We start from the raw sequence: 18853 nt of genomic DNA on the forward strand, positions 1-18853 counted from the left end.
ACCTACTTCAGGAAGTCCGGGACGTCGAGGTCGTCGCCGTCGTCGAACTGCATCGGCGCAGGCGTGGGACGCATGCCGACGGGCTGCGGGTCGGCCGGCTTGGTGCGCTCGGCAGGGCGCTCTGCAGGTCGCTCGGCGGGGCGCTCGGGGGTCGAGGAGACCGGCTGCGCGGACCGGGACGACTCCTCGCGGCGCGGCGCGGCGGCGGAGCGGGCCTCCGCGGCCGGGGAGGGCGTCGACTGGGCCGCCTGGGCCCGCTCGCGGCGCAGCGAGGTCTCCTGGCGCTGCTTGGGCAGGCCACCGTCGAAGCCGGCGGCGATCACCGTCACCCGGACCTCGTCGCCGAGGGCGTCGTCGATGATCGTGCCGAAGATGATGTTGGCCTCGGCGTGCACGGCGTCGGCGACCATCGCGGCGGCCTCGTTGATCTCGAAGATGCCGAGGTCGGAGCCGCCGGCGATGGAGAGCAGCACGCCGTGGGCGCCGTCGATGGAGGCCTCGAGCAGCGGGCTGCTGATCGCCATCTCGGCAGCGGCGAGCGCACGGTCCTCACCGCGGGCGGAGCCGATGCCCATGAGGGCGGAGCCGGCGTTGCTCATGACGGCCTTGACGTCGGCGAAGTCGACGTTGATCAGGCCGGGGGTGGTGATCAGGTCGGTGATCCCGGAGACACCCTGCAGCAGGACCTGGTCGGCCTGCTTGAACGCGTCCAGCATCGACACGTTGCGGTCGGAGATCTGCAGCAGCCGGTCGTTGGGGATCACGATGAGGGTGTCGACCTCCTCGCGGAGCCGATCGATGCCCTCGTCCGCAGACTTCTTGCGCCGCGCCCCCTCGAAGGTGAACGGGCGGGTCACCACACCGATGGTCAGCGCGCCCAGCGAGCGGGCGATCCGGGCCACGACGGGAGCACCGCCGGTGCCGGTGCCGCCGCCCTCGCCTGCGGTCACGAAGACCATGTCGGCGCCCTTGAGCACCTCCTCGATCTCCTCGGCGTGGTCCTCGGCGGCGCGGCCGCCCACGTCGGGGTTCGCGCCGGCACCCAGGCCGCGGGTCAGCTCACGACCGATGTCGAGCTTGACGTCGGCGTCGCTCATCAGCAGCGCCTGGGCATCGGTGTTGATGGCGATGAACTCGACGCCCTTGAGGCCGACATCGATCATGCGGTTCACGGCGTTGACGCCGCCACCGCCGATGCCGACGACCTTGATGATGGCCAGGTAGTTCTGTGCAGCTGCCACGGCGGCTTCACCTCTCCGGGTGTGGGGCGGTATCGATGTCAGTAGTCGTCTCGACGAGGTCGGCGGGGATGCCGGCGCGGGCCGCCTTCCCCAGCAGCCGCACCGCGTGTCCCGAAACCCTTACCCTCAGGTAGAGGGTTATAGTTATGTCAACCTCGTCGTTCCCACGACAGTAGGCACGACGAGACGTCCCGCGGTGCAGACACGCCGCGTCCGCGCGCGATTGCGCGCCATTGTTTGGGAACGCGCCCAGCAGGAGCCCTGCTCAACGGGTGGTGGGCGCGCCGGGGACCGAGACGTCGTACGTCGTGGCCTCGACGGCGAGGAGCTTGAGCAGGACCGCGGCCTTCTCCTCGGACTGGCCCGCGCTCCCCCAGCGGACGAGGCGACCGTCCTCCAGGTGCAGCATGATCTCGTCGACCGTGCGGATCGAGGCGTACTCGACCAGGGCCGCGACCTCACGGTCGAGGGAGGCCACGACCGCGGCGCCCTCGCTGAGCGCGTTGCGGTCGGCACCGGCGCCGACGCGCACCCGGGGCAGACCCTCCAGCGCCCGCGGCGGAGCCGGGAAGGCGGTGCCGTCGGCGTCCAGCGCCATCTCGCGGCGGCCCTGGTCGAGCACGGCGACCGCCTTGCGCTCGACCACCTCGATCCGGACGTCGTGGGGCCACTTGCGCGACACGTCGACCGAGCGCACCGCCGCCAGCGAGCCCACCCGCTTGGCGATGGGGTCCAGGTCGACCCGGGCCAGGGCGCCACCGGTGGGCACCTCGGCGGCCTCCAGCACCTGCTCGGTGCTGAGCAGGTCGGTGCCGAGCACCACCACGCCCTCGGCACGGGTCCAGGACGAGAAGTAGACGGCGTAGATGCCGAAGGCGAGCAGGCTCACCGCGGCCACCGCCGCGACCACGTAGCGCCAGGTCAGCCAGCGGCGCCTCCGCTGCCGGCGCAGGAACGCCCGGCGGGCCCGGTCGAGGGCGGGGTTCGCCGAGTCCGCTCTGCCCTTCCCCGTGCCGCGGGCCTTCGTGCGGGTCTTGTCACCGGCCTTGCCACGCCGCGTCGAGCCGGAGCCTTGCGCCACTACGCCGGGCCCCGCTGCGCGTCGAGTGCGGCGACCATCTGCGGCGCCAGCGCGGTGACGTCGCCGGCCCCCAGGGTGAGCACCAGGTCGCCCGGCCGCACGGTGGACACCAGGGTGTCCAGCGCGGCGGAGCGGTCCGCCACGAAGTGGACCTGCTCGGCGGCCAACGGGACCGCGTCGGCGACCAGCGCGCCGGTGACGTCGGCGTCGGGCTGCTCGCGGGCGACGTAGACGTCGAGGACGACCACCTCGTCGGCGGCGCCGAGCGCCTCCCCCATCTCCACGCCGAAGATCCTGGTCCGCGAGACCAGGTGCGGCTGGAAGCAGACCACCAGGCGTCCGCCGTCGGCGACCAGCGACCGCGCGGCCTGCAGGTCGCCGCGGATCTCGCTGGGGTGGTGGGCGTAGGAGTCGTAGACCCGTACCGCGTCCGCGCCCTCGCCGACGGTGCCGATCGGCTCCATCCGGCGCCCGGTGCCGACGAAGGAGCCCAGGCCGGCGGCCAGGGCGGCGAAGTCGTGGCCGAGCTCCAGGCCCATGGCCAGCGCGGCGAGCGCGTCGACGACGTAGTGGCGCCCGGGGATCCGCAGCGCGACCTCGCCGAGCTCGATGCCGTCACGCTCGACGGCGAAGGTGGTGCCGCCGCCGGCGGTCCGCAGCCGGACCGCGCGCAGGTCGGCCTCGGTGTCCACGGCCGTCGTCACGACCCGTCGCCCTGCGCGGCGCTGCCGCTCGGCGAGCCGGGCCGCGCCGGGGTCGTCCACGCCGCAGACCAGGAACCCGGCGGGGTCGATCCCGTCGGCGAAGTCCTCGAACGCAGCGGCGTAGGCCTCCTCGGTGCCCCACACGTCGAGGTGGTCGGCCTCGATGTTGAGCACGATCGCGGCGTGGGTGTCGTAGACGAGGAAGGCGCCGTCGCTCTCGTCGGCCTCGGCGACGAACAGGTCGCCGGCGCCGAGGTCGGCGTTGCGCCCGGTGGCGCTGAGCACCCCGCCCACGGCGTACGACGGGTCCGCGCCGGCCGCGATCAGGGCGACGGCGAGCAGGCTGGTGGTGGTGGTCTTGCCGTGCGTGCCGGCCACGGCGAGCACGGTGCGGTCCGCCATCACCGCGGCCAGCCCCGCCGAGCGGGGCAGCAGCCGCAGCCCGCGGCGGGTGGCCTCGAGGACCTCGGGGTTGTCCTCGCGCGCGGCCGTGGTGACGACCAGCGTGTCGGCGTCCGCGACGTGCTCGGCGGCGTAGCCGAGGTGGATCGGGACGTCGACCTCGCGCAGCGGGGCCAGGAACGGGGTGTCGTTGTCGTCGCTGCCGGTGACCGGCACACCACGGCGGGCCATGATCCGGGCGATGCCGGACAGCCCCGCCCCGCCGATGCCGACGAAGTGGACGCGGCCCAGCTGCTCGGCGGGCAGGATCTGCTCGGGGACGGGGATCCTCATCGGGCACCCGCCGTCGCCACGTCGCGGATGATCTCGGCAAGCCGATCGTCCGCGTCGCGGGGCACCAGCGCCGCGGCGGCCCGGCCCATCGCGGCCAGCCGGGCCGGGTCGGTGGCCAGCGGCGGCACCGTCGCGGCGACGTACTCGGCACTGAGGTCGGCGTCGTCGACCAGGATCGCTCCCCCGGCCTCGACGACGGGACGGGCGTTCAGCGCCTGCTCGCCGTTGCCGATCGGCAGGGGGACGAAGATCGCCGGCACGCCGCTCGCCGAGGCCTCGACGACGCTGGAGGCGCCCGAGCGGCAGATCATCAGGTCCGCCGCGGCCAGGGCGAGGTCCATCCGCTCCACGAACGGCACCACCACGTAGGGCACCGCGCCCGGGGACGGGGCGTTCCAGTCGGGGTCCTCGGTGCCGTGCCGGCCGATGGCGTGCAGCACCTGCACCCCGGCGGCGGCCAGGGCGGGCGCGGCGGCGCTGACCGCGCGGTTGAGCCGGCGCGCGCCCTGCGAGCCGCCCGTGACGACCAGCGTGGGCCGGTCGGCGTCGAGGCCGAAGAACGCCCGGGCCTCGGCGCGCACGGCGTCGCGGTCCAGCGCGGAGATCATCCGGCGGATCGGCAGGCCGACGTACTCGGCACCCTTGAGCGGGGTGTCGGGGAAGCTGACCGCGACCCGGGTCGCCACGCGGGCACCGAGCTTGTTGGCGATGCCGGGCAGCGCGTTCTGCTCGTGCACCACCAGCGGGATCCGGCGTCGCCGGGCCGCGAGGTAGGCCGGCACGGAGACGTAGCCGCCGTAGCCGACGATGACGTCGGGGCGCACCTCGTCGACGACGTCGAGGGCCGCGCGGACCGCGGCGCGCAGCCGCACCGGGACGGCGAGCAGGTCCTTGCCGGGCCGGCGCGGCAGCGGCACCGGGGGCACGAGACGCAGCGGGTACCCGGCGGCAGGCACCACCGTGTTCTCCAGGCCGCGGGGCGTGCCCAGGCAGGTGATCTCGACATCGGGGACCAGGCGCCGCAGGGCGTCCGCGGTGGCGAGCAGCGGCGAGGTGTGCCCCGCCGTTCCCCCACCGGCCAACAGAACTCGCACGGGAGCCAACCTACCGACGCGCCGACAGCCCGGCGGAGGAGGCCCGGCGCCGCTGCTTCAGCGCGCGCGCCGCCGCCGGCTCGCGGCGGGCGAAGCCGATCACCAGGCCCAGCGCGGCCAGTGTGGGCAGCAGGCTGGAGCCGCCGTAGGAGACCAGCGGCAGCGGGATGCCGATCACCGGCAGCAGCGCCAGCACCATGCCGACGTTGATGATCATCTGGCCGAGCAGCCACACCACGATGCCGAAGCTGCAGTAGCGCACGAACGGGTCCTTGGTCTCCCGCGCCACCCGGATGCCGGCGTAGGCGATGACCAGGAACAGCCCGACCACGAGCAGGGTGCCGACCAGGCCGAGCTCCTCGCCGAGCACGGCGAAGATGAAGTCGGTGTGGGCCTCCGGCAGCTGGCCCCACTTCTGCTGGCTGGCCCCGATGCCCTCACCGAACACTCCCCCGCTGGACAGCGCGTAGAGGCCGTGCGCGGGCTGCCAGCCGGTGCCGTGGTAGTCCTTGAACGGGTCCACGAAGTTGGCCAGCCGGGCGGCGCGCACCGACGAGGTCGCCGCCATCGCCAGCGCCACCGCGGAGACCGACATCAGCGCGAGCACGAACAGCCTGCCCGGGGCGCCGACCACCCACAGCATGGCGACGAGCAGCGCGAAGAACACCAGCGCGGTGCCGAGGTCGCGACCGATGACGACCAGGCCGGTGGCCAGCACCATGCCGGGCACCACCGGCACCAGCATCTGGTGCAGGTTGGCCAGGCGGCGCTCCTTGTTGGCGTAGATGTGGGCGGCCCAGATCACCAGCGACAGCTTCGCGATCTCCGAGGGCTGGATCTGCACCGGCCCGAGCGCGAGCCAGTTCGTGTTGCCGCCGACCTCGACGCCGATCGCGGCCGTCAGCCCGAGCAGGATCAGCGAGAGCGTGAAGGCCGGGTAGGACAGCCCGCGCACCCAGCGCACCGAGACCCGGGAGGCGATGAAGGCGCACGGCACACCGAGCGCGACCCACATCAGCTGGCGTCGTACGACGGTGTAGGAGTCGCCGGTCTGGCGGAAGGAGGCGACGCTGGAGGCGCTGAGCACCATGATCAGCCCGATGGTGAGCAGCAGCGCGGTGGCGCCGAGCAGCAGGTAGTAGGTGGTCAGCGGCCGGCCGAGGGCGTCCTGGACCGCTCCCAGCCATCCGGTACGACGTGGGGCCGGCGTCACGGCACGCGCTGTGCGCGGGGCCCGCGGGCCACGCGGGGCGCCCGGGGTGCCGAGCCGAGGACGGCGCCGCAGCCGCTCGCGCAGGGAGAGCCGGGCGTCCTCGGGGTTCGCGGTGGTGATGACGTCCCCCTCGCTCTGCTCGTTCCTCGCCGACGGTGCGGCTCTGTCCTACTCGGTGCCGGTGTGCTTCCGCACCGCCGCGGCGAACGCGTCCCCGCGGGCGGCGTAGTCGGTGAACCGGTCCATCGAGGCACACCCCGGAGCCAGCAGCACGGTGTCGCCCGGCTGGGCCACGCCGGCGGCCGCCGCCACGACGCGCCTCATCAGGTCCCCTCCGGACCCACTCTCAGCGTCTCCAGTCTCGGTGCTCTCGACGTCGAAGACGGGCACATCGGGTGCGTGTCGCGAAAGCGCGTCGGCGATGAGGCCGCGGTCCTCGCCGAGAAGCACGACGGCACGCAGCCGGGAGCCGACGGTCGCGACGAGGTCGTCGAAGGTGGCGCCCTTGGCGAGCCCGCCGGCGACCCACACCACGGAGTCGAAGGCGGCCAGCGACGAGGCGGCGGCGTGCGGGTTGGTGGCCTTGGAGTCGTCGACCCAGGTGACTGCCTCGTGCTCGGTGACCACCGCGATCCGGTGGTCGCCGGGACGGAACGCGCGCAGGCCGTCGCGCACGGCGGCCTGGCTCACGCCGTGCGCGCGGGCCAGCGCGGCGGCGGCCAGGGCGTTGGCGATGAAGTGCGGCGCCTGGGAGGCCAGGTCGTCGAGGGTGCACAGCTCGGCGGCGCTGGTGCCGCGCTCGGCGATGAAGGCCCGGTCGACCAGGAACTCGTCGACCACGCCGAGCATCCCGGGGCCGGGCACGCCGAGGGTGAACCCGACCGCGCGGGCCCCCTCGACGACGTCGGCGTCGCGGACCAGCTGCTCGGTGACCGGGTCGGCCACGTTGTAGACGCAGGCGCGCTCGACACCCTCGTAGATGCGGCCCTTGTCGCGGGCGTAGCCGGACATGCCGCCGTGGTTCTCGTACCAGTCGAGGTGGTCCTCGGCGACGTTGAGCACCACGGCGCTCTCCGCGGCCATGGTCTGCACCGAGTGCAGCTGGAAGCTGGACAGCTCGACGGCGAGGACGTCGTATCCCTCGGGGTCCATGACGGCCTCGGTGAGCGGCAGGCCGACGTTGCCGGCCGCGACGGTGCGCAGGCCCGCAGCGCGCAGGATCGACTCGAGCATCTGCACGGTCGTGGTCTTGCCGTTGGTGCCGGTGACGCACAGCCACGGCGCCGGGTTCGCGGGGTCCCGCAGCCGCCACGCCAGCTCCGCCTCGCCCCACACCACGACGCCGCGCTCGCGGGCGGCCGTCACGATCGGCGCGTCGGGGCGGAACCCCGGCGAGACGATGAGCAGGTCGACGTCGCCGGCGGGCAGGTCGTGGGTCGCGCCGGTGTGCACGTCGATCCGCGCGCCGAGCACCTCGAGCAGCTCGACGCGTTCGAGGATGCGCGGGCTGACGCTCTCCGCGACCGCGTGCACGTCGGCGCCCAGGTGCAGCAGGTTGTCGACGGCGGCCGCACCGCTGGCACCGAAGCCGGCCACGACCGCCCGCACGCCGGTCCAGGCGTCGCGCCGGCCCAGCGTGGTGACGTCGCGGCTCACAGCTTCGACACCCACTCCGCGTAGAACAGGCCCAGGCCGGTGGCCACGAAGAGGCCGGTGATGATCCAGAACCGGATCACCACGGTGACCTGCTCCCAGCCGAGCATCTCGAAGTGGTGGTGGATGGGGGCCATCCGGAAGATCCGCTTGCCCTTGGTGAGCTTGAAGAAGCCGACCTGCAGCATCACCGACATCGTCTCGAGGACGAACAGGCCGCCGAGGATGACCAGCAGCAGCTCGGTGCGGGTGAGGATCGCGAACCCGGCGAGCGCGCTGCCGAGCGCCAGGGAGCCGGTGTCACCCATGAAGATCTTCGCCGGCGAGGCGTTCCACCACAGGAAGCCGAAGCAGGCCCCGGTGATGGCCGCGGCGATGATCGCGAGGTCGAGCGGGTCCCGCACGTTGTAGCAGGACGCGCTGGGCACGTCCTGGCAGAACTGGTTGCTCTGCCAGATGTTGACCAGCATGTAGGCGCCAAACACCATCGCGCAGGCGCCCGCGGCGAGGCCGTCGAGGCCGTCGGTGAGGTTGACGGCGTTGGAGAACCCGGCGACGAAGAGCCAGATCAGCAGGAGCGCGAGGATCGTGGGCAGCACGAACCAGTCGAGCTCACGCAGGAAGGAGAGCTTCTCGCTGGCCGGCGTGCGGCCGTTCTCGTCCTCCAGCCACGGCGAGAGCGCCAGCCAGCCGAAGACCAGCGCGATCACCGTCTGCCCGGCCATCTTGGCCTTGCTGCGCAGCCCCAGGCTGCGCTGCTTGGAGATCTTGATGAAGTCGTCGAGGAAGCCGACCAGGCCCATCCCGACGAACAGGAAGAGCAGCAGCAGTGCCGAGGCGCTGGGCGGGGTGAAGGTGATCAGCTTGGCGGCGAAGTAGCCGATCACGGCGGCCAGGATGATGACCACCCCGCCCATCGTGGGCGTGCCGCGCTTGGTGTGGTGGCTGGTCGGGCCGTCGTCGCGGATCTCCTGGCCGTAGCCCCACTGGGTGAACAGGCTGATGACCACCCGGGTGCCCAGCAACGAGATCAGCAGTGAGATTCCACCTCCGAGCAGGATCGCTCTCACGCTGTCGTTCCCTCCAGGATCGTCTGTGCCACGAGCTCCAAGGCGGCGCCACGCGACGCCTTGACGAGGACGACGTCCTCCGCCCGCGCATTCTGCCGCACCCAGGCGGCAGCCTCCTCCCGGCCCGCCGTGACGACTACGTCACCCTGCCAGCCGGATGCGGCGCCTCCCGCCGCATCCGCGGCGCCGGCCGCCACCGGCGCGGCCTGCTCCCCCACCACGACCAGCACGTCGACACCCAGCGCAACGGCCGCCGCACCCACCGAGCGGTGCCCGGCCTCGTGCTCGGCGCCGAGCTCGCGCATCTCACCCAGCACCGCGATCGACCGGCCACCGGGCCGGGCCGACGCGATCCGCATCAGGGCCTCCAGCGCGGCGAGGGTGGACTCCGGGTTGGCGTTGTAGGCGTCGTTCACCACGACCAGCCCGTCGGCGCGCTCGCTCAGCTGCATGCGCATCGGGGAGGCGGCCTCGGCCTCCGACAGCGCGGCCGCGACAGCGGCGACGTCGTACCCGGCGGCCAGGGCCATGGCGGCCGCGGCGGCGGCGTTGGCCACCTGGTGCCCGCCGACCTGGCGCAGCGTGACCGGGTGCCACGCGCCGTCGTGACCGAGCTCGAACGTGGGGCGGCCGAGCGCGTCGTAGGAGACGTCGCGCCAGCGGACGGCCGCCTCGGCACCGAAGGTGAGCACCCGCGCCGTCGTACGACGCGCCATGGCGGCCACCAACGGGTCGTCGGCGTTGAGCACCGCGACGCCGTCGGCGTCGAGGGCCTCCACGATCTCGCCCTTGGCCTGCGCGATCGCCTCCCGGCTGCCGAACTCGCCCACGTGGGCGGTGCCCACGTTGAGCACGGCGGCGATCCGCGGCGGGGCGATCGAGCACAGGTAGGCGATGTGGCCACCGCCACGCGCCCCCATCTCCACCACCACGTGGCGGGTGGAGTCGTCGGCGCGCAGCACGGTGAGCGGCACGCCGAGCTCGTTGTTGTGGTTGGCGCGGGTGGCCACCACCGCGTCCTCGCCGGCGAGGCTGGCCAGGACCGCGGCGAGATAGTCCTTGGTCCCGGTCTTGCCCTGGGACCCGGTGAGCGCGAAGACGCTGGCGCTGGTCGCATCGATCTGGTGCCGGGCGAGCCGGCCCAGCGCCGCCACCGAGTCGTCGGTCACGACGGTGGGGGCGGCCGTGGGCCGGGTGCCGAGCACGGCGTGGGCGCCGGCGGCGAAGTCGTGTCCGTCGACGCGCTCACCGGCGACGGCGACGAAGAGCCCGCCGGGGATCGGGGCGCGGCTGTCGATGTAGGCCGGCGCGGTGACGAGCACGTCCTCGCCGTGCAGCGTGCCACCGACGACGGCGGCGACCTCGGAGAGCCTGATCGGGTTCATCGCTTCTCCTCCAGCTCGCGAAGCACCTCGCGGGCCACCTCACGGTCGTCGAACGGGTGCACCACGCCGGCGACCTCCTGTCCGCTCTCGTGTCCCTTGCCGGCGATCAGCACCACGTCGCCGGGCCCGGCGCCGGCGAGGGTCTCGCGGATCGCCGCGCCCCGGTCGCCGACCTCACGGACCTCCGCCCGGGCAGCTCCCGTGGTCTCGGCGCTGCGGGCACCGGCCAGCACCTCGGCCCGGATCGCGGCCGGGTCCTCGGTGCGCGGGTTGTCGTCGGTGACCACCACGACGTCGGCGAGGCGCGCGGCGATCTCCCCCATCACCGGGCGCTTGCCGCGGTCACGGTCGCCGCCTGCGCCGACGATCGCGACCAGCCGGCCGCGGGTGACGGGCCGCAGCGTGTTCAGCACCGCCTCGAGGGCGTCGGGCTTGTGGGCGTAGTCGACGACCACCGAGAGGTCGAGGCTGGTCGGCACCCGCTCCAGGCGACCGGGCACGCCGCCCGAGCGGGCGATGCCGTCGGCGACGGCGTGGGGGTCGAGGCCGGCCTCGGCGGCCGCCGCGATCGCGGCCAGCGCGTTGGCGACGTTGAAGGCACCGGGCAGCGGCACGGCGGCCGGGACGCGCAGCCCATCGGGGCCGTGCACCACGAACCGCGACCCGTCCGCGTGCGAGTCCACGTCGTGCGCCGTCCAGTCGGCGTCGGGATCGCCGAGGGCATAGCTGCGCACCGGGATCGTGGCCTGCTCCAGCAGCCGCCGCCCGTGCTCGTCGTCGATGCAGACCAGGCCGAGGCGGGCGTGCTCGGGGGTGAACAGCAGCGCCTTGGCCGCGAAGTACTCCTCGACGTCGGCGTGGAAGTCGAGGTGGTCGCGGCCGAGGTTGGTGAAGACGGCGACGTCGAAGCGGACGCCGTCGACGCGACCCAGCACCAGCGCATGGCTGGAGACCTCCATCGCGCACGCGCTGACGTCGAGCTCGCGCATCCGCGCGAACAGGCCGTGCAGGTCGGGAGCCTCCGGCGTGGTCAGCGAGGTCTTGACCTCCTCGCCGGCGATGCGGGTGCCGACGGTGCCGATCGCCGCACTGCGCACCCCGGCGGCCAGCAGCCCGCCGTCGAGCAACCGGGTCACGGTGGTCTTGCCCTGGGTGCCGGTGACGCCGATCGTCGTCAGCGCGGCGGCGGGGTCGCCGTACACCTGCGCGGCGAGCGAGCCGAGCACCGCGCGCGGGTCGGGCACCACGAGCAGCGGAAGCCCGGCGACGGCCTGCTCGGCCCCGGCCGGGTCGGTGAGCACCGCGACGGCGCCGGCCTCGGCGGCCTGCGCGACGAACGCGGCGCCGTGGGCCCGGGCGCCGGGCAGCGCGGCGTAGAGGTCGCCCGGCTGCACCCGGCGCGAGTCCAGCGTGAGGCCACCGACGCGCACGTCGGCGAACGTGCCGGGCACACCGAGCAGCGCCGCCAGGTCGCCCAGCGGCGTCAGCCTCGGGTGCAGCGGCCGGGTCGCCGGTGGGGCGGCCGGTGAAGTGGCCGGTGAAGTGGTCGGTGAAGTGGTCGGTCGGTCAGCGGGTCCGGGGGTCACCACGCGGGGCTCACCACTCGACCGGGGTCTGGTTCGGCTTGGCCCCGGTCGGCGGGACTCCATAGCGGCGCAACGTGTAGCTCATCAGCTTCGAGAATGCCGGACCGGCCACGCTGCCACCACCCGAGCCCGACCGTGGAGCGTGCACGACGACGTAAATCGTGAAGCGCGGGTCGTCGGCGGGGGCGAATCCGGCGAAGGAGACCGAGGTGCTGCCGTCGTAGCGGCCGTCGACGACGCGCTGGGCGGTGCCGGTCTTGCCGGCGACGCGGTAGCCGGGCACGGCGGCCCGCGGGGCGACGCCCTCCTCGGGGTCCAGGACCCGCTCCATCATCAGCATCGTCTCGGTGGCCGCCGCCTCGCTGATCACGCGGCGGGTACGGGCGGAGTCGCTGCCCACGGTGCGTCCCTCGTCGGTGACCGCCGAGCCGGTGACCAGGCTGGGGTCGACCCGCACGCCGCCGTTGGCGATGGTGTTGACCGCGGCGGTCATCTGCACCGCGTTGACCGACAGCGACTGACCGAACGCGACGCGGTCGCCGACCTGGGAGGTCCAGGCCGCACCCTGGGGCACGATGCCCTTGCTCTCCCCGCCGAGGCCGACGCCGGTCTGGGAGCCCAGGCCGAAGGCGAGCAGGTACGAGCGCAGCTGGCCACGCTTGAACTGGTCGGCGGCGAGCACGGTGCCCACGTTGGACGACTTGGCCATCACGCCCGCCAGCGTGAGCCGCAGCGTGCCGTGGTCCCAGTAGTCGCCGATCGGGCGGTCCTGCCGGTTCAGCCTGCCCGGCACCTTGAGCTTCTGCTCCTTGAACGCCAGGCCGGCGTCGACCAGGGAGCTGATCGTGAGCACCTTGCCGACCGAGCCCGGCTCGAAGACGTCGGTCAGCGCCGAGGAGGTGTAGCGCTCCTTGGGGTACTCGTAGGGGTCCGAGACGTCGTACGTCGGGTAGTCGGCCAGCGCGAGCAGCTGCCCGGTGCGGCTGTCCATGATCACCGCGATGCCGGACTCGCCGTCGGAGCGCTCCACGGTCTGCTGCAGCACGCGCTGGGCGTAGAACTGCAGGTCGCGGTCGATGGTGGTGCGCAGGTCCTTGCCGTCGACGGCGGGCGTCATCGTGTTCTCACCGAGCGGGATGCGGTTGCCCGCCCCCATGTCGTAGCGGGCCTCGCCGTCCTTGCCGGACAGGAAGGTGTCGAAGGCGTCCTCCAGGCCGGCCCGGCCGACGATGGCGGCCTTGGCGCCCTTCTCGCCGTTCTCGGCCAGGAACCCGATCACGTTCGCGGCGACGTCGCGGTTCGGGTAGACCCGGACCGGGTCGCGCTCGGTGGCCAGCCCGACGAAGGGGCGGTCGTCCTCGGCGAATCGCTCCTTGGCGTCGGCGACGACCTTCTCGGCCTTGCTGGCCGGGACCTGGCGCGCGACGTACTGGTAGCGGCTGCCCTCGACCCGGAGCCTGGCGAGGGTCTCGAAGTAGTCGACGCCGAGCTCCTGGGCCAGGAACGTCGCGAGCTCGGGTGCGACCTTGGCGGTCACCGCCGGGTCGGCGATGACCATCCGCCCGTCGACGCTCTCGGCGAGCGCCTCGCCGTTGCGGTCGAGGATCTCACCGCGCCTCGCCGGCAGCGTCACGACCTGCGATCCCTCCGCGGCCGCCATCTGGGCGTAGGCCTTCGGGTCCAGGCCTTGGAGCTGGATCAGGCGTCCGGCGAAGACGGACAGCACGATCGCGATCAGCAGGAAGCCGATCTGCAGGCGCCGGTGCGGCGCCCCGCGCCGCTCCGCGGCGTCACGGCTGATCCTGCGCAGTGGGTTGGTTCGGCTCAACGCTCTCGTCCTGGTCGGCGCCGGGTCCTCTGCGCCCGGGTCGGATCAAACCTAGGCGGCGCGGTCACCGATTCCGGGTGGACGCGCCGCCGGCGCCCGCTCCCCGCTCCGCGCGCTCCGCCCGCTTCGCCTTCGCCGCCTTCCCGGCGGCCGTCTCGGCCGCCGCCGGATCGGTCGCGGGCGCCTTGACCTTGACCTTCACCACGCGCCGCTCGAGCTGGGCCGGCTTGCTCGGCGCCGGGGTGTTCAGCGGGATGCTGTCGGCGGCACTGGCCGGGGTGGGCTGGCCGCTGATCCGGCCGCTGCCGAGGTGGAGGACGCCGGCGGGGGTCGCCGGGATCACCATGCCGAGGCGCTGTGCCGCACGGGCCACGCGCTGCGGCTCACGCAGGGACTGCAGGTCCATCTCGAGCGCCTCCTGCTGCGCGGACAGGTCGGTGGCCTGCTTCTGCAGCGCCGTGGCCTGGAACGACGCCTGCTGCATCGAGGTGTTGAACAGCAGCAGCCCGATCACGCCGCCGAGCAGGATGATGCTGACGAAGGTGACGAACGGGACCCGGGGCGCGGTGGTCCGTCGGCGCGGGACGACGCTGAGCCGGGCGCGCTCGAGGGCCGCCTGCGCCATGCGGGGCGCGGCGTGCGGGAGACGGGCGCGCTGCGCGGATGCGGTGCTGGACACTAGAAGGCTCCCTTGCCCTTGGTCTCACGGTCGGTGCTGGTCCTGCTGGTGCTGCTCGGCTTGCTGGTCCTGCTGGTGTCGCCACCGACGCCGCGTGGACGGACCCGTTCGATGGCGCGCAGCCGCACGGACGCGGCGCGGGGGTTCTCCGCGATCTCCGCCTCGTCGGCCTGCTCCGCGCCCCGCGTCACCAGCCGGTACGACGGCTCGGCCCCCTCGGGCACGAACGGCAGGTCGTCGGGCACGTCGAGGCGCACGGCGTCCGCGAAGGTTCGCTTCACCAGCCGGTCCTCCAGGGAGTGGTAGGACTCCACGACGACCCGGCCGCCGAGCCCGATGGCCGCCACCGCGGCCGGCATCGCCCGCTCGAGGACGCGCAGCTCGTCGTTGACCTCCATCCGCAGCGCCTGGAAGGTGCGCTTCGCGGGGTGGCCGCCGGTGCGCCGGGCCGGGGCGGGGATGACGTCGTAGAGCAGCTCCACGAGACGTGCGGAGTTGGTGAACGGCTCCCGGGCACGCTCGCGGACCACGGCGTCCGCGATCCGCCGGGCCATCCGCTCCTCGCCGTACTGCTTGAGCACGCGGGCGAGGTCGGCGGCGCTGTAGGTGTTGAGCACGTCGGCCGCGGTCGGCCCCGTGCTGCCGTCCATCCGCATGTCCAGCGGTGCGTCGACGGAGTAGGCGAAGCCCCGCTCGGCGACGTCGAGCTGCATCGAGGAGACCCCGAGGTCGAAGAGCACGCCGGCGACGCCGGCCTCGGTGTCCAGGCCGGCGTCGGCCAGGACGTCGCCGATCTCGTCGTACACCGCGTGCACGCCGGTGAACCGGTCCCCGAACGGGGCCAGGCGCTCCCGGCTCATCGCGAGCGCGTCGGGGTCACGGTCGATGCCGATCACCCTGGCCTGCGGCAGGCGGGTCAGGACCGCCTCACTGTGGCCGCCGAGGCCCAGGGTGGCGTCGACCAGGACCGAGCCGGGCTCGCTCAGGGCAGGCGCGAGGAGGGAGACGACCCGGTCGAGCATGACGGGGACGTGGCGGGGACCGCTCATGGCCTGCTCAGCGCTCCCCGAGGCGGGCGAGCAGCAGCAGTGCCGCGCAGAGCAGCGAGACCCCGAGGGAGAACCCCATCAGCACCAGGGCGTCGCGCGCCTGCTGGCGCACGCGCGGTGGCGGTGCGCCGGTGCCGGAGGAACCCGGTGCCTGGGTGCCGGTCACGCTCATGTCTCGACCCTTCGACCGCTGCTGGAACTACTGGAGGACCCTCCGGGTTCGGAGGGTCCGGGGGATCCGCAGAGCCAGGTCCCTGCCCGCTCCTGCCGGTGTGTTCGGGTGTCGTCTGGGGCCGGGGAAGTGCTCCAGATGACCGGGTGATCCCGTCGTGGGTGTCGCGCCTGTGGCCGGGGAAGGTGCTACAGGTGCGCGTGCCGGTCAACGGGATGCGCCGTGCGGGAGCGGGCTGAGACCTCGTCCTGCGGATCCGCTGTGGAGTTGTGCCGCGCCGTGGGGGCGCGGTGGTGGAGCTAGTCGTCGTCCTCGTCCAGGTCGGAGTAGTCCTCCAGCGCCTCGGCCTGGAACTCGCGCCAGGCGGCGGGGTTCCAGATCTCCAGCCGGTCACGCACACCGATCACGACGACGTCGCGCTCGAGGCCGGCGTACTCACGCAGGTGCGCCGGGATGCCGATCCGGCCCTGCTTGTCGGGACGGCTCTCGTCACCGCCGGCGAACAGGATCCGGGCGTAGCGACGGGCCGAGCGACTGGTCATGGGGCGGGCCGCGGCCCGCTCGGCCTCCTCGGCGAAGACGTCGGTGGGCCACACGACCAGGCACCTCTCCTGCCCCTGTGTCACCACGATGCCCTCCGCCAGCCGCTCCCTGAACTTCGCGGGGAGGAAGACGCGGCCCTTCTCGTCGAGCTTCGGGGTGTAGGTGCCCATGAAGAGCATCCGGCACCCCCAGCAGTTCGACGTGAGGTCGTGTCCTCCTCCACTTTCCACCACATTACTCCACAATCCCCCACGGTCAACCACCCGCGCACCCCTTTCCGGTGCGGATTCGCGCCTCGGTACTCCCCGCCGCGTCGTCGCTGCGTTCCGTGTCGCGCGAACCCGCAGGTCAGCGGCGTACGACGCCCCGCAGCCGGCTCACCGAGCGCCGTGGGGCGAGGTGGAGGAAGGTGGAGCGGAAGGTGGAGGAACGTGGTGCCGCGTGGGGCGTGGCGGCTGCTCGACGACGGCGCTGCCCGCGTGCGCCGTAGGGTGAGGAGAAGCCCAAGCACCGATGAGGGAGCACCACGTGGAGCCGCTGACACCCCCGCCCCCGCCCCGTGGCCAGCGCGTCGAGAGACCGACCCCGGCGGCCGGTGCGGCCGACGTCGATGCCGTCGCCCGCGTCGCCGAGCGGATCCGCGACAACGTGGAGAAGGTGATCGAGGGCAAGCCCGAGGTGGTCTCCGCCGCGATCGTCGTCCTGCTCGCCGAGGGCCACCTGCTCATCGAGGACATCCCCGGGGTCGGCAAGACGATGCTCAGCAAGGCACTGGCGCGCAGCATCGACTCCACCGTGCGACGCATCCAGTTCACGCCGGACCTGCTGCCCTCGGACATCACCGGCGTCTCGGTCTACGACCAGTCGACGCGCAGCTTCGAGTTCCGTCCCGGCGCGATCTTCGCCAACGTCGTGATCGGCGACGAGATCAACCGCGCCTCCCCCAAGACCCAGTCCGCGCTGCTGGAGTGCATGGCCGAGCGCCAGGTCAGCGTCGACAGCGTCACCTACCAGCTCGAGTCGCCGTTCATGGTGATCGCGACCCAGAACCCGGTGGAGATGGAGGGCACCTACCCCCTGCCCGAGGCGCAGCGGGACCGGTTCCTCGCCCGGGTCTCGATCGGCTACCCCGTGCCGGCGGCCGAGATCGCGATGCTCAGCAACCACGGGGCGACGAACCCCCTCGACGACCTCGAGCCGGTCACCGACACCGCCGAGGTGCGCAAGCTGTGCGCCACCGTCGCCGACGTGCACGTCTCCGAGGCGGTGCAGCGCTACGCCGTCGCGCTGACCTCGGCCACCCGGCAGAGCCCCGAGCTGGTCCTGGGCGCCTCGCCGCGAGCCACCCTGCACCTCGTGCGGGCCGCGAAGGCGCGCGCCGCCATGCACCGCCGCGACTACGTGCTGCCCGACGACCTGCTGGTCCTGCTCCAGCCCGTGCTCGCCCACCGCCTGCTGCCCGGCCCGGAGGCGACGGTGGCCGGGCGCGGGGCGCACTCGATCCTGGCGGACATCGCCAACCGGGTACCGGTCCCCGACCCGGCGTCGTACTGACCGTGCGCCGGCCGTTCTCCCCTCTCACCCTGCGCGGACGCACGTTCCTCGCCGCCGGGCTCACCGCCATCGCCTGCGCCGTCGTCCTCGGCCAGCCCGCGCTGAGCCGGGTGGGCGTGCTGGTGGCCAGTCTTCCGCTGCTGGCGCTGCTGTTGGCGCGGCGCCGCGTGCCGGACCTGCAGGTGAGTCGGGACGTGCAGCCGCGCACGCTGCGTGCGGGCGAGTCGGCGCGGATCGGGCTGACGATCGCCGCCGGATCGGGCCGCGCCCCCGGCGCGCTGCTGGTGGAGGACGGGGTGCCCTACGCGCTCGGCGACCGGCCACGCCTCGTGCTGCAGGGCCTGGGCCAGCGGTGGGAGCGCAGCGTCGACTACCCGGTGCGCGCAGACCTTCGCGGTCAGTACGCCGTCGGTCCGCTCGTGGTGCGCATGGGCGACCCGTTCGGCCTTGTCGAACGACGCCGCGCGGTGCCGGGGGTCGCGACGCTGGTCGTCACGCCGCGCGTGGTCCCGCTGTCGGCGATCCCCGCCGCCGGCGGTTGGCAGGGCACCGGCGAGCACCGGGCCCAGGCGTTCGCCGCCGGGTCGACCGAGGACGCCAGCGTGCGCGAGTACCGGCGTGGCGACGACCTGCGGCGGGTGCACTGGCGCAGCTCCGCCCGTGTCGGCGAGCTCATGGTGCGCCGCGAGGAGGAGCCGTGGGAGGCACACGCCCACGTGCTCCTCGACAACCGGGCGCACGTGCACCGTGGCCAGGGCGCCGGCTCCAGCCTGGAGACGGCTGTCGTGGCCGCCGCGTCGGTGATCACCCACCTGGCCTCCCAGGGCTACTCCGTCCGGCTGAGCACCGCCGAGGGGACGGTGGCGCTCAACGCCGAGGAGGCGCTGCAGCGCCTGGCCGTGCTGCAGCTGGTCCCGCACGCCCTCCTGCAGCCCGCGCACCGCGGCGACGCACCCCGGGGCGGGGTCGTGGTGGCGATCCTGGGCCAGCTCGCCGACGCCGATGCCCCGGCCCTGCGCCGCCTGCGCCACGAGGCCGCCGCCGCGCTCGCGATGGTCCTCGACGTCGCGCAGTGGTCGGCCACCGGCAGGAGCGACGGCGCGGCCGCCGCGGCGGCGCCGCTGCTGGTCGCGGGGTGGCGGGCCGTGGGGCTGGGGCCGCGTGACCGCCTCGACGCCGTGTGGCGCGACCTCGGTCGCACCGCGGTCCGGGCCGCAGCGGCGGCACCGCGACAGGCGGCCGGGCAGTGAGAGCCCCGGCGCTCGG

The 18853-nt window shown here is 73.6% G+C and carries 16 protein-coding genes; 2 read left to right on the forward strand and 14 right to left on the reverse strand.

Annotation, left to right across the window (positions count from 1 at the left end; genetic code table 11):
* Nucleotides 1-2: 2 nt before the first annotated feature.
* The 14 genes from ftsZ to mraZ all read right to left on the reverse strand — a co-directional run bounded on the left by ftsZ (nt 3) and on the right by mraZ (nt 16203).
* Nucleotides 3-1241: a cell division protein FtsZ gene (gene ftsZ, locus KG111_RS10805; protein WP_205291802.1), complete on the reverse strand. Its 1239-nt coding sequence runs from the start codon at nt 1239-1241 to the stop codon at nt 3-5.
* Nucleotides 1242-1506: 265 nt separating this feature from the next.
* Nucleotides 1507-2322 carry a cell division protein FtsQ/DivIB gene (locus KG111_RS10810; protein WP_205291801.1) on the reverse strand — a complete coding sequence of 272 codons (816 nt, stop codon included), beginning with the start codon at nt 2320-2322 and terminating at the stop codon, nt 1507-1509.
* Nucleotides 2322-3761: a UDP-N-acetylmuramate--L-alanine ligase gene (murC, locus tag KG111_RS10815; RefSeq protein ID WP_205291800.1), complete on the reverse strand. Its 1440-nt coding sequence runs from the start codon at nt 3759-3761 to the stop codon at nt 2322-2324. Before murC ends, KG111_RS10810 begins: the two co-directional genes overlap by 1 nt.
* On the reverse strand, nt 3758-4855 hold the full coding sequence (murG, locus tag KG111_RS10820) for an undecaprenyldiphospho-muramoylpentapeptide beta-N-acetylglucosaminyltransferase (protein WP_205291799.1): 1098 nt from the start codon (nt 4853-4855) through the stop codon (nt 3758-3760). Before murG ends, murC begins: the two co-directional genes overlap by 4 nt.
* A 10-nt stretch (nt 4856-4865) precedes the next feature.
* Nucleotides 4866-6068: a putative lipid II flippase FtsW gene (gene ftsW, locus KG111_RS10825; RefSeq protein WP_205291798.1), complete on the reverse strand. Its 1203-nt coding sequence runs from the start codon at nt 6066-6068 to the stop codon at nt 4866-4868.
* 168 nt (nt 6069-6236) lie between these two features.
* Nucleotides 6237-7739, reverse strand: coding sequence for a UDP-N-acetylmuramoyl-L-alanine--D-glutamate ligase (gene murD / locus KG111_RS10830; protein WP_249666081.1), 1503 nt, complete (start codon nt 7737-7739; stop codon nt 6237-6239).
* Nucleotides 7721-8791 carry a phospho-N-acetylmuramoyl-pentapeptide-transferase gene (mraY, locus tag KG111_RS10835; RefSeq protein WP_205291797.1) on the reverse strand — a complete coding sequence of 357 codons (1071 nt, stop codon included), beginning with the start codon at nt 8789-8791 and terminating at the stop codon, nt 7721-7723. Before mraY ends, murD begins: the two co-directional genes overlap by 19 nt.
* Nucleotides 8788-10176: a UDP-N-acetylmuramoyl-tripeptide--D-alanyl-D-alanine ligase gene (locus KG111_RS10840; protein WP_205291796.1), complete on the reverse strand. Its 1389-nt coding sequence runs from the start codon at nt 10174-10176 to the stop codon at nt 8788-8790. The genes mraY and KG111_RS10840 overlap by 4 nt, the downstream gene beginning before the upstream one ends.
* A complete protein-coding gene (locus tag KG111_RS10845) occupies nt 10173-11675 on the reverse strand; it encodes a UDP-N-acetylmuramoyl-L-alanyl-D-glutamate--2,6-diaminopimelate ligase (protein ID WP_490707489.1) in 1503 nt (500 codons plus the stop codon). Before KG111_RS10845 ends, KG111_RS10840 begins: the two co-directional genes overlap by 4 nt.
* 97 nt (nt 11676-11772) lie before the next feature.
* Nucleotides 11773-13590, reverse strand: coding sequence for a peptidoglycan D,D-transpeptidase FtsI family protein (locus tag KG111_RS10850; RefSeq protein ID WP_240195820.1), 1818 nt, complete (start codon nt 13588-13590; stop codon nt 11773-11775).
* Nucleotides 13591-13654: 64 nt separating this feature from the next.
* Nucleotides 13655-14269: a cell division protein FtsL gene (gene ftsL, locus KG111_RS10855; RefSeq protein WP_205291794.1), complete on the reverse strand. Its 615-nt coding sequence runs from the start codon at nt 14267-14269 to the stop codon at nt 13655-13657.
* Nucleotides 14269-15318, reverse strand: coding sequence for a 16S rRNA (cytosine(1402)-N(4))-methyltransferase RsmH (rsmH, locus tag KG111_RS10860; protein WP_205291793.1), 1050 nt, complete (start codon nt 15316-15318; stop codon nt 14269-14271). Before rsmH ends, ftsL begins: the two co-directional genes overlap by 1 nt.
* Before the next feature lie 7 nt (nt 15319-15325).
* Nucleotides 15326-15490 (reverse strand): hypothetical protein, encoded by a 165-nt coding sequence (locus KG111_RS10865; RefSeq protein ID WP_205291792.1) that lies wholly within the window; start codon nt 15488-15490, stop codon nt 15326-15328.
* Between the two features lie 299 nt (nt 15491-15789).
* Entirely contained in the window at nt 15790-16203 is a 414-nt protein-coding gene (mraZ, locus tag KG111_RS10870) for a division/cell wall cluster transcriptional repressor MraZ (protein ID WP_307820544.1), read from the reverse strand.
* 343 nt (nt 16204-16546) lie between these two features.
* Here mraZ and KG111_RS10875 point away from each other — a divergent pair, with 343 nt between their 5' ends.
* Both KG111_RS10875 and KG111_RS10880 read left to right on the forward strand, forming a co-directional pair.
* A complete protein-coding gene (locus KG111_RS10875; protein WP_205291790.1) occupies nt 16547-17587 on the forward strand; it encodes an AAA family ATPase in 1041 nt (346 codons plus the stop codon).
* Nucleotides 17588-17589: 2 nt separating this feature from the next.
* Nucleotides 17590-18837 carry a DUF58 domain-containing protein gene (locus KG111_RS10880; protein ID WP_213449982.1) on the forward strand — a complete coding sequence of 416 codons (1248 nt, stop codon included), beginning with the start codon at nt 17590-17592 and terminating at the stop codon, nt 18835-18837.
* The last annotated feature ends 16 nt before the right edge of the window (nt 18838-18853 follow it).

Source organism: Nocardioides faecalis, assembly GCF_018388425.1.
In the GTDB taxonomy this organism is placed as follows: Bacteria; Actinomycetota; Actinomycetes; order Propionibacteriales; family Nocardioidaceae; genus Nocardioides; species Nocardioides faecalis.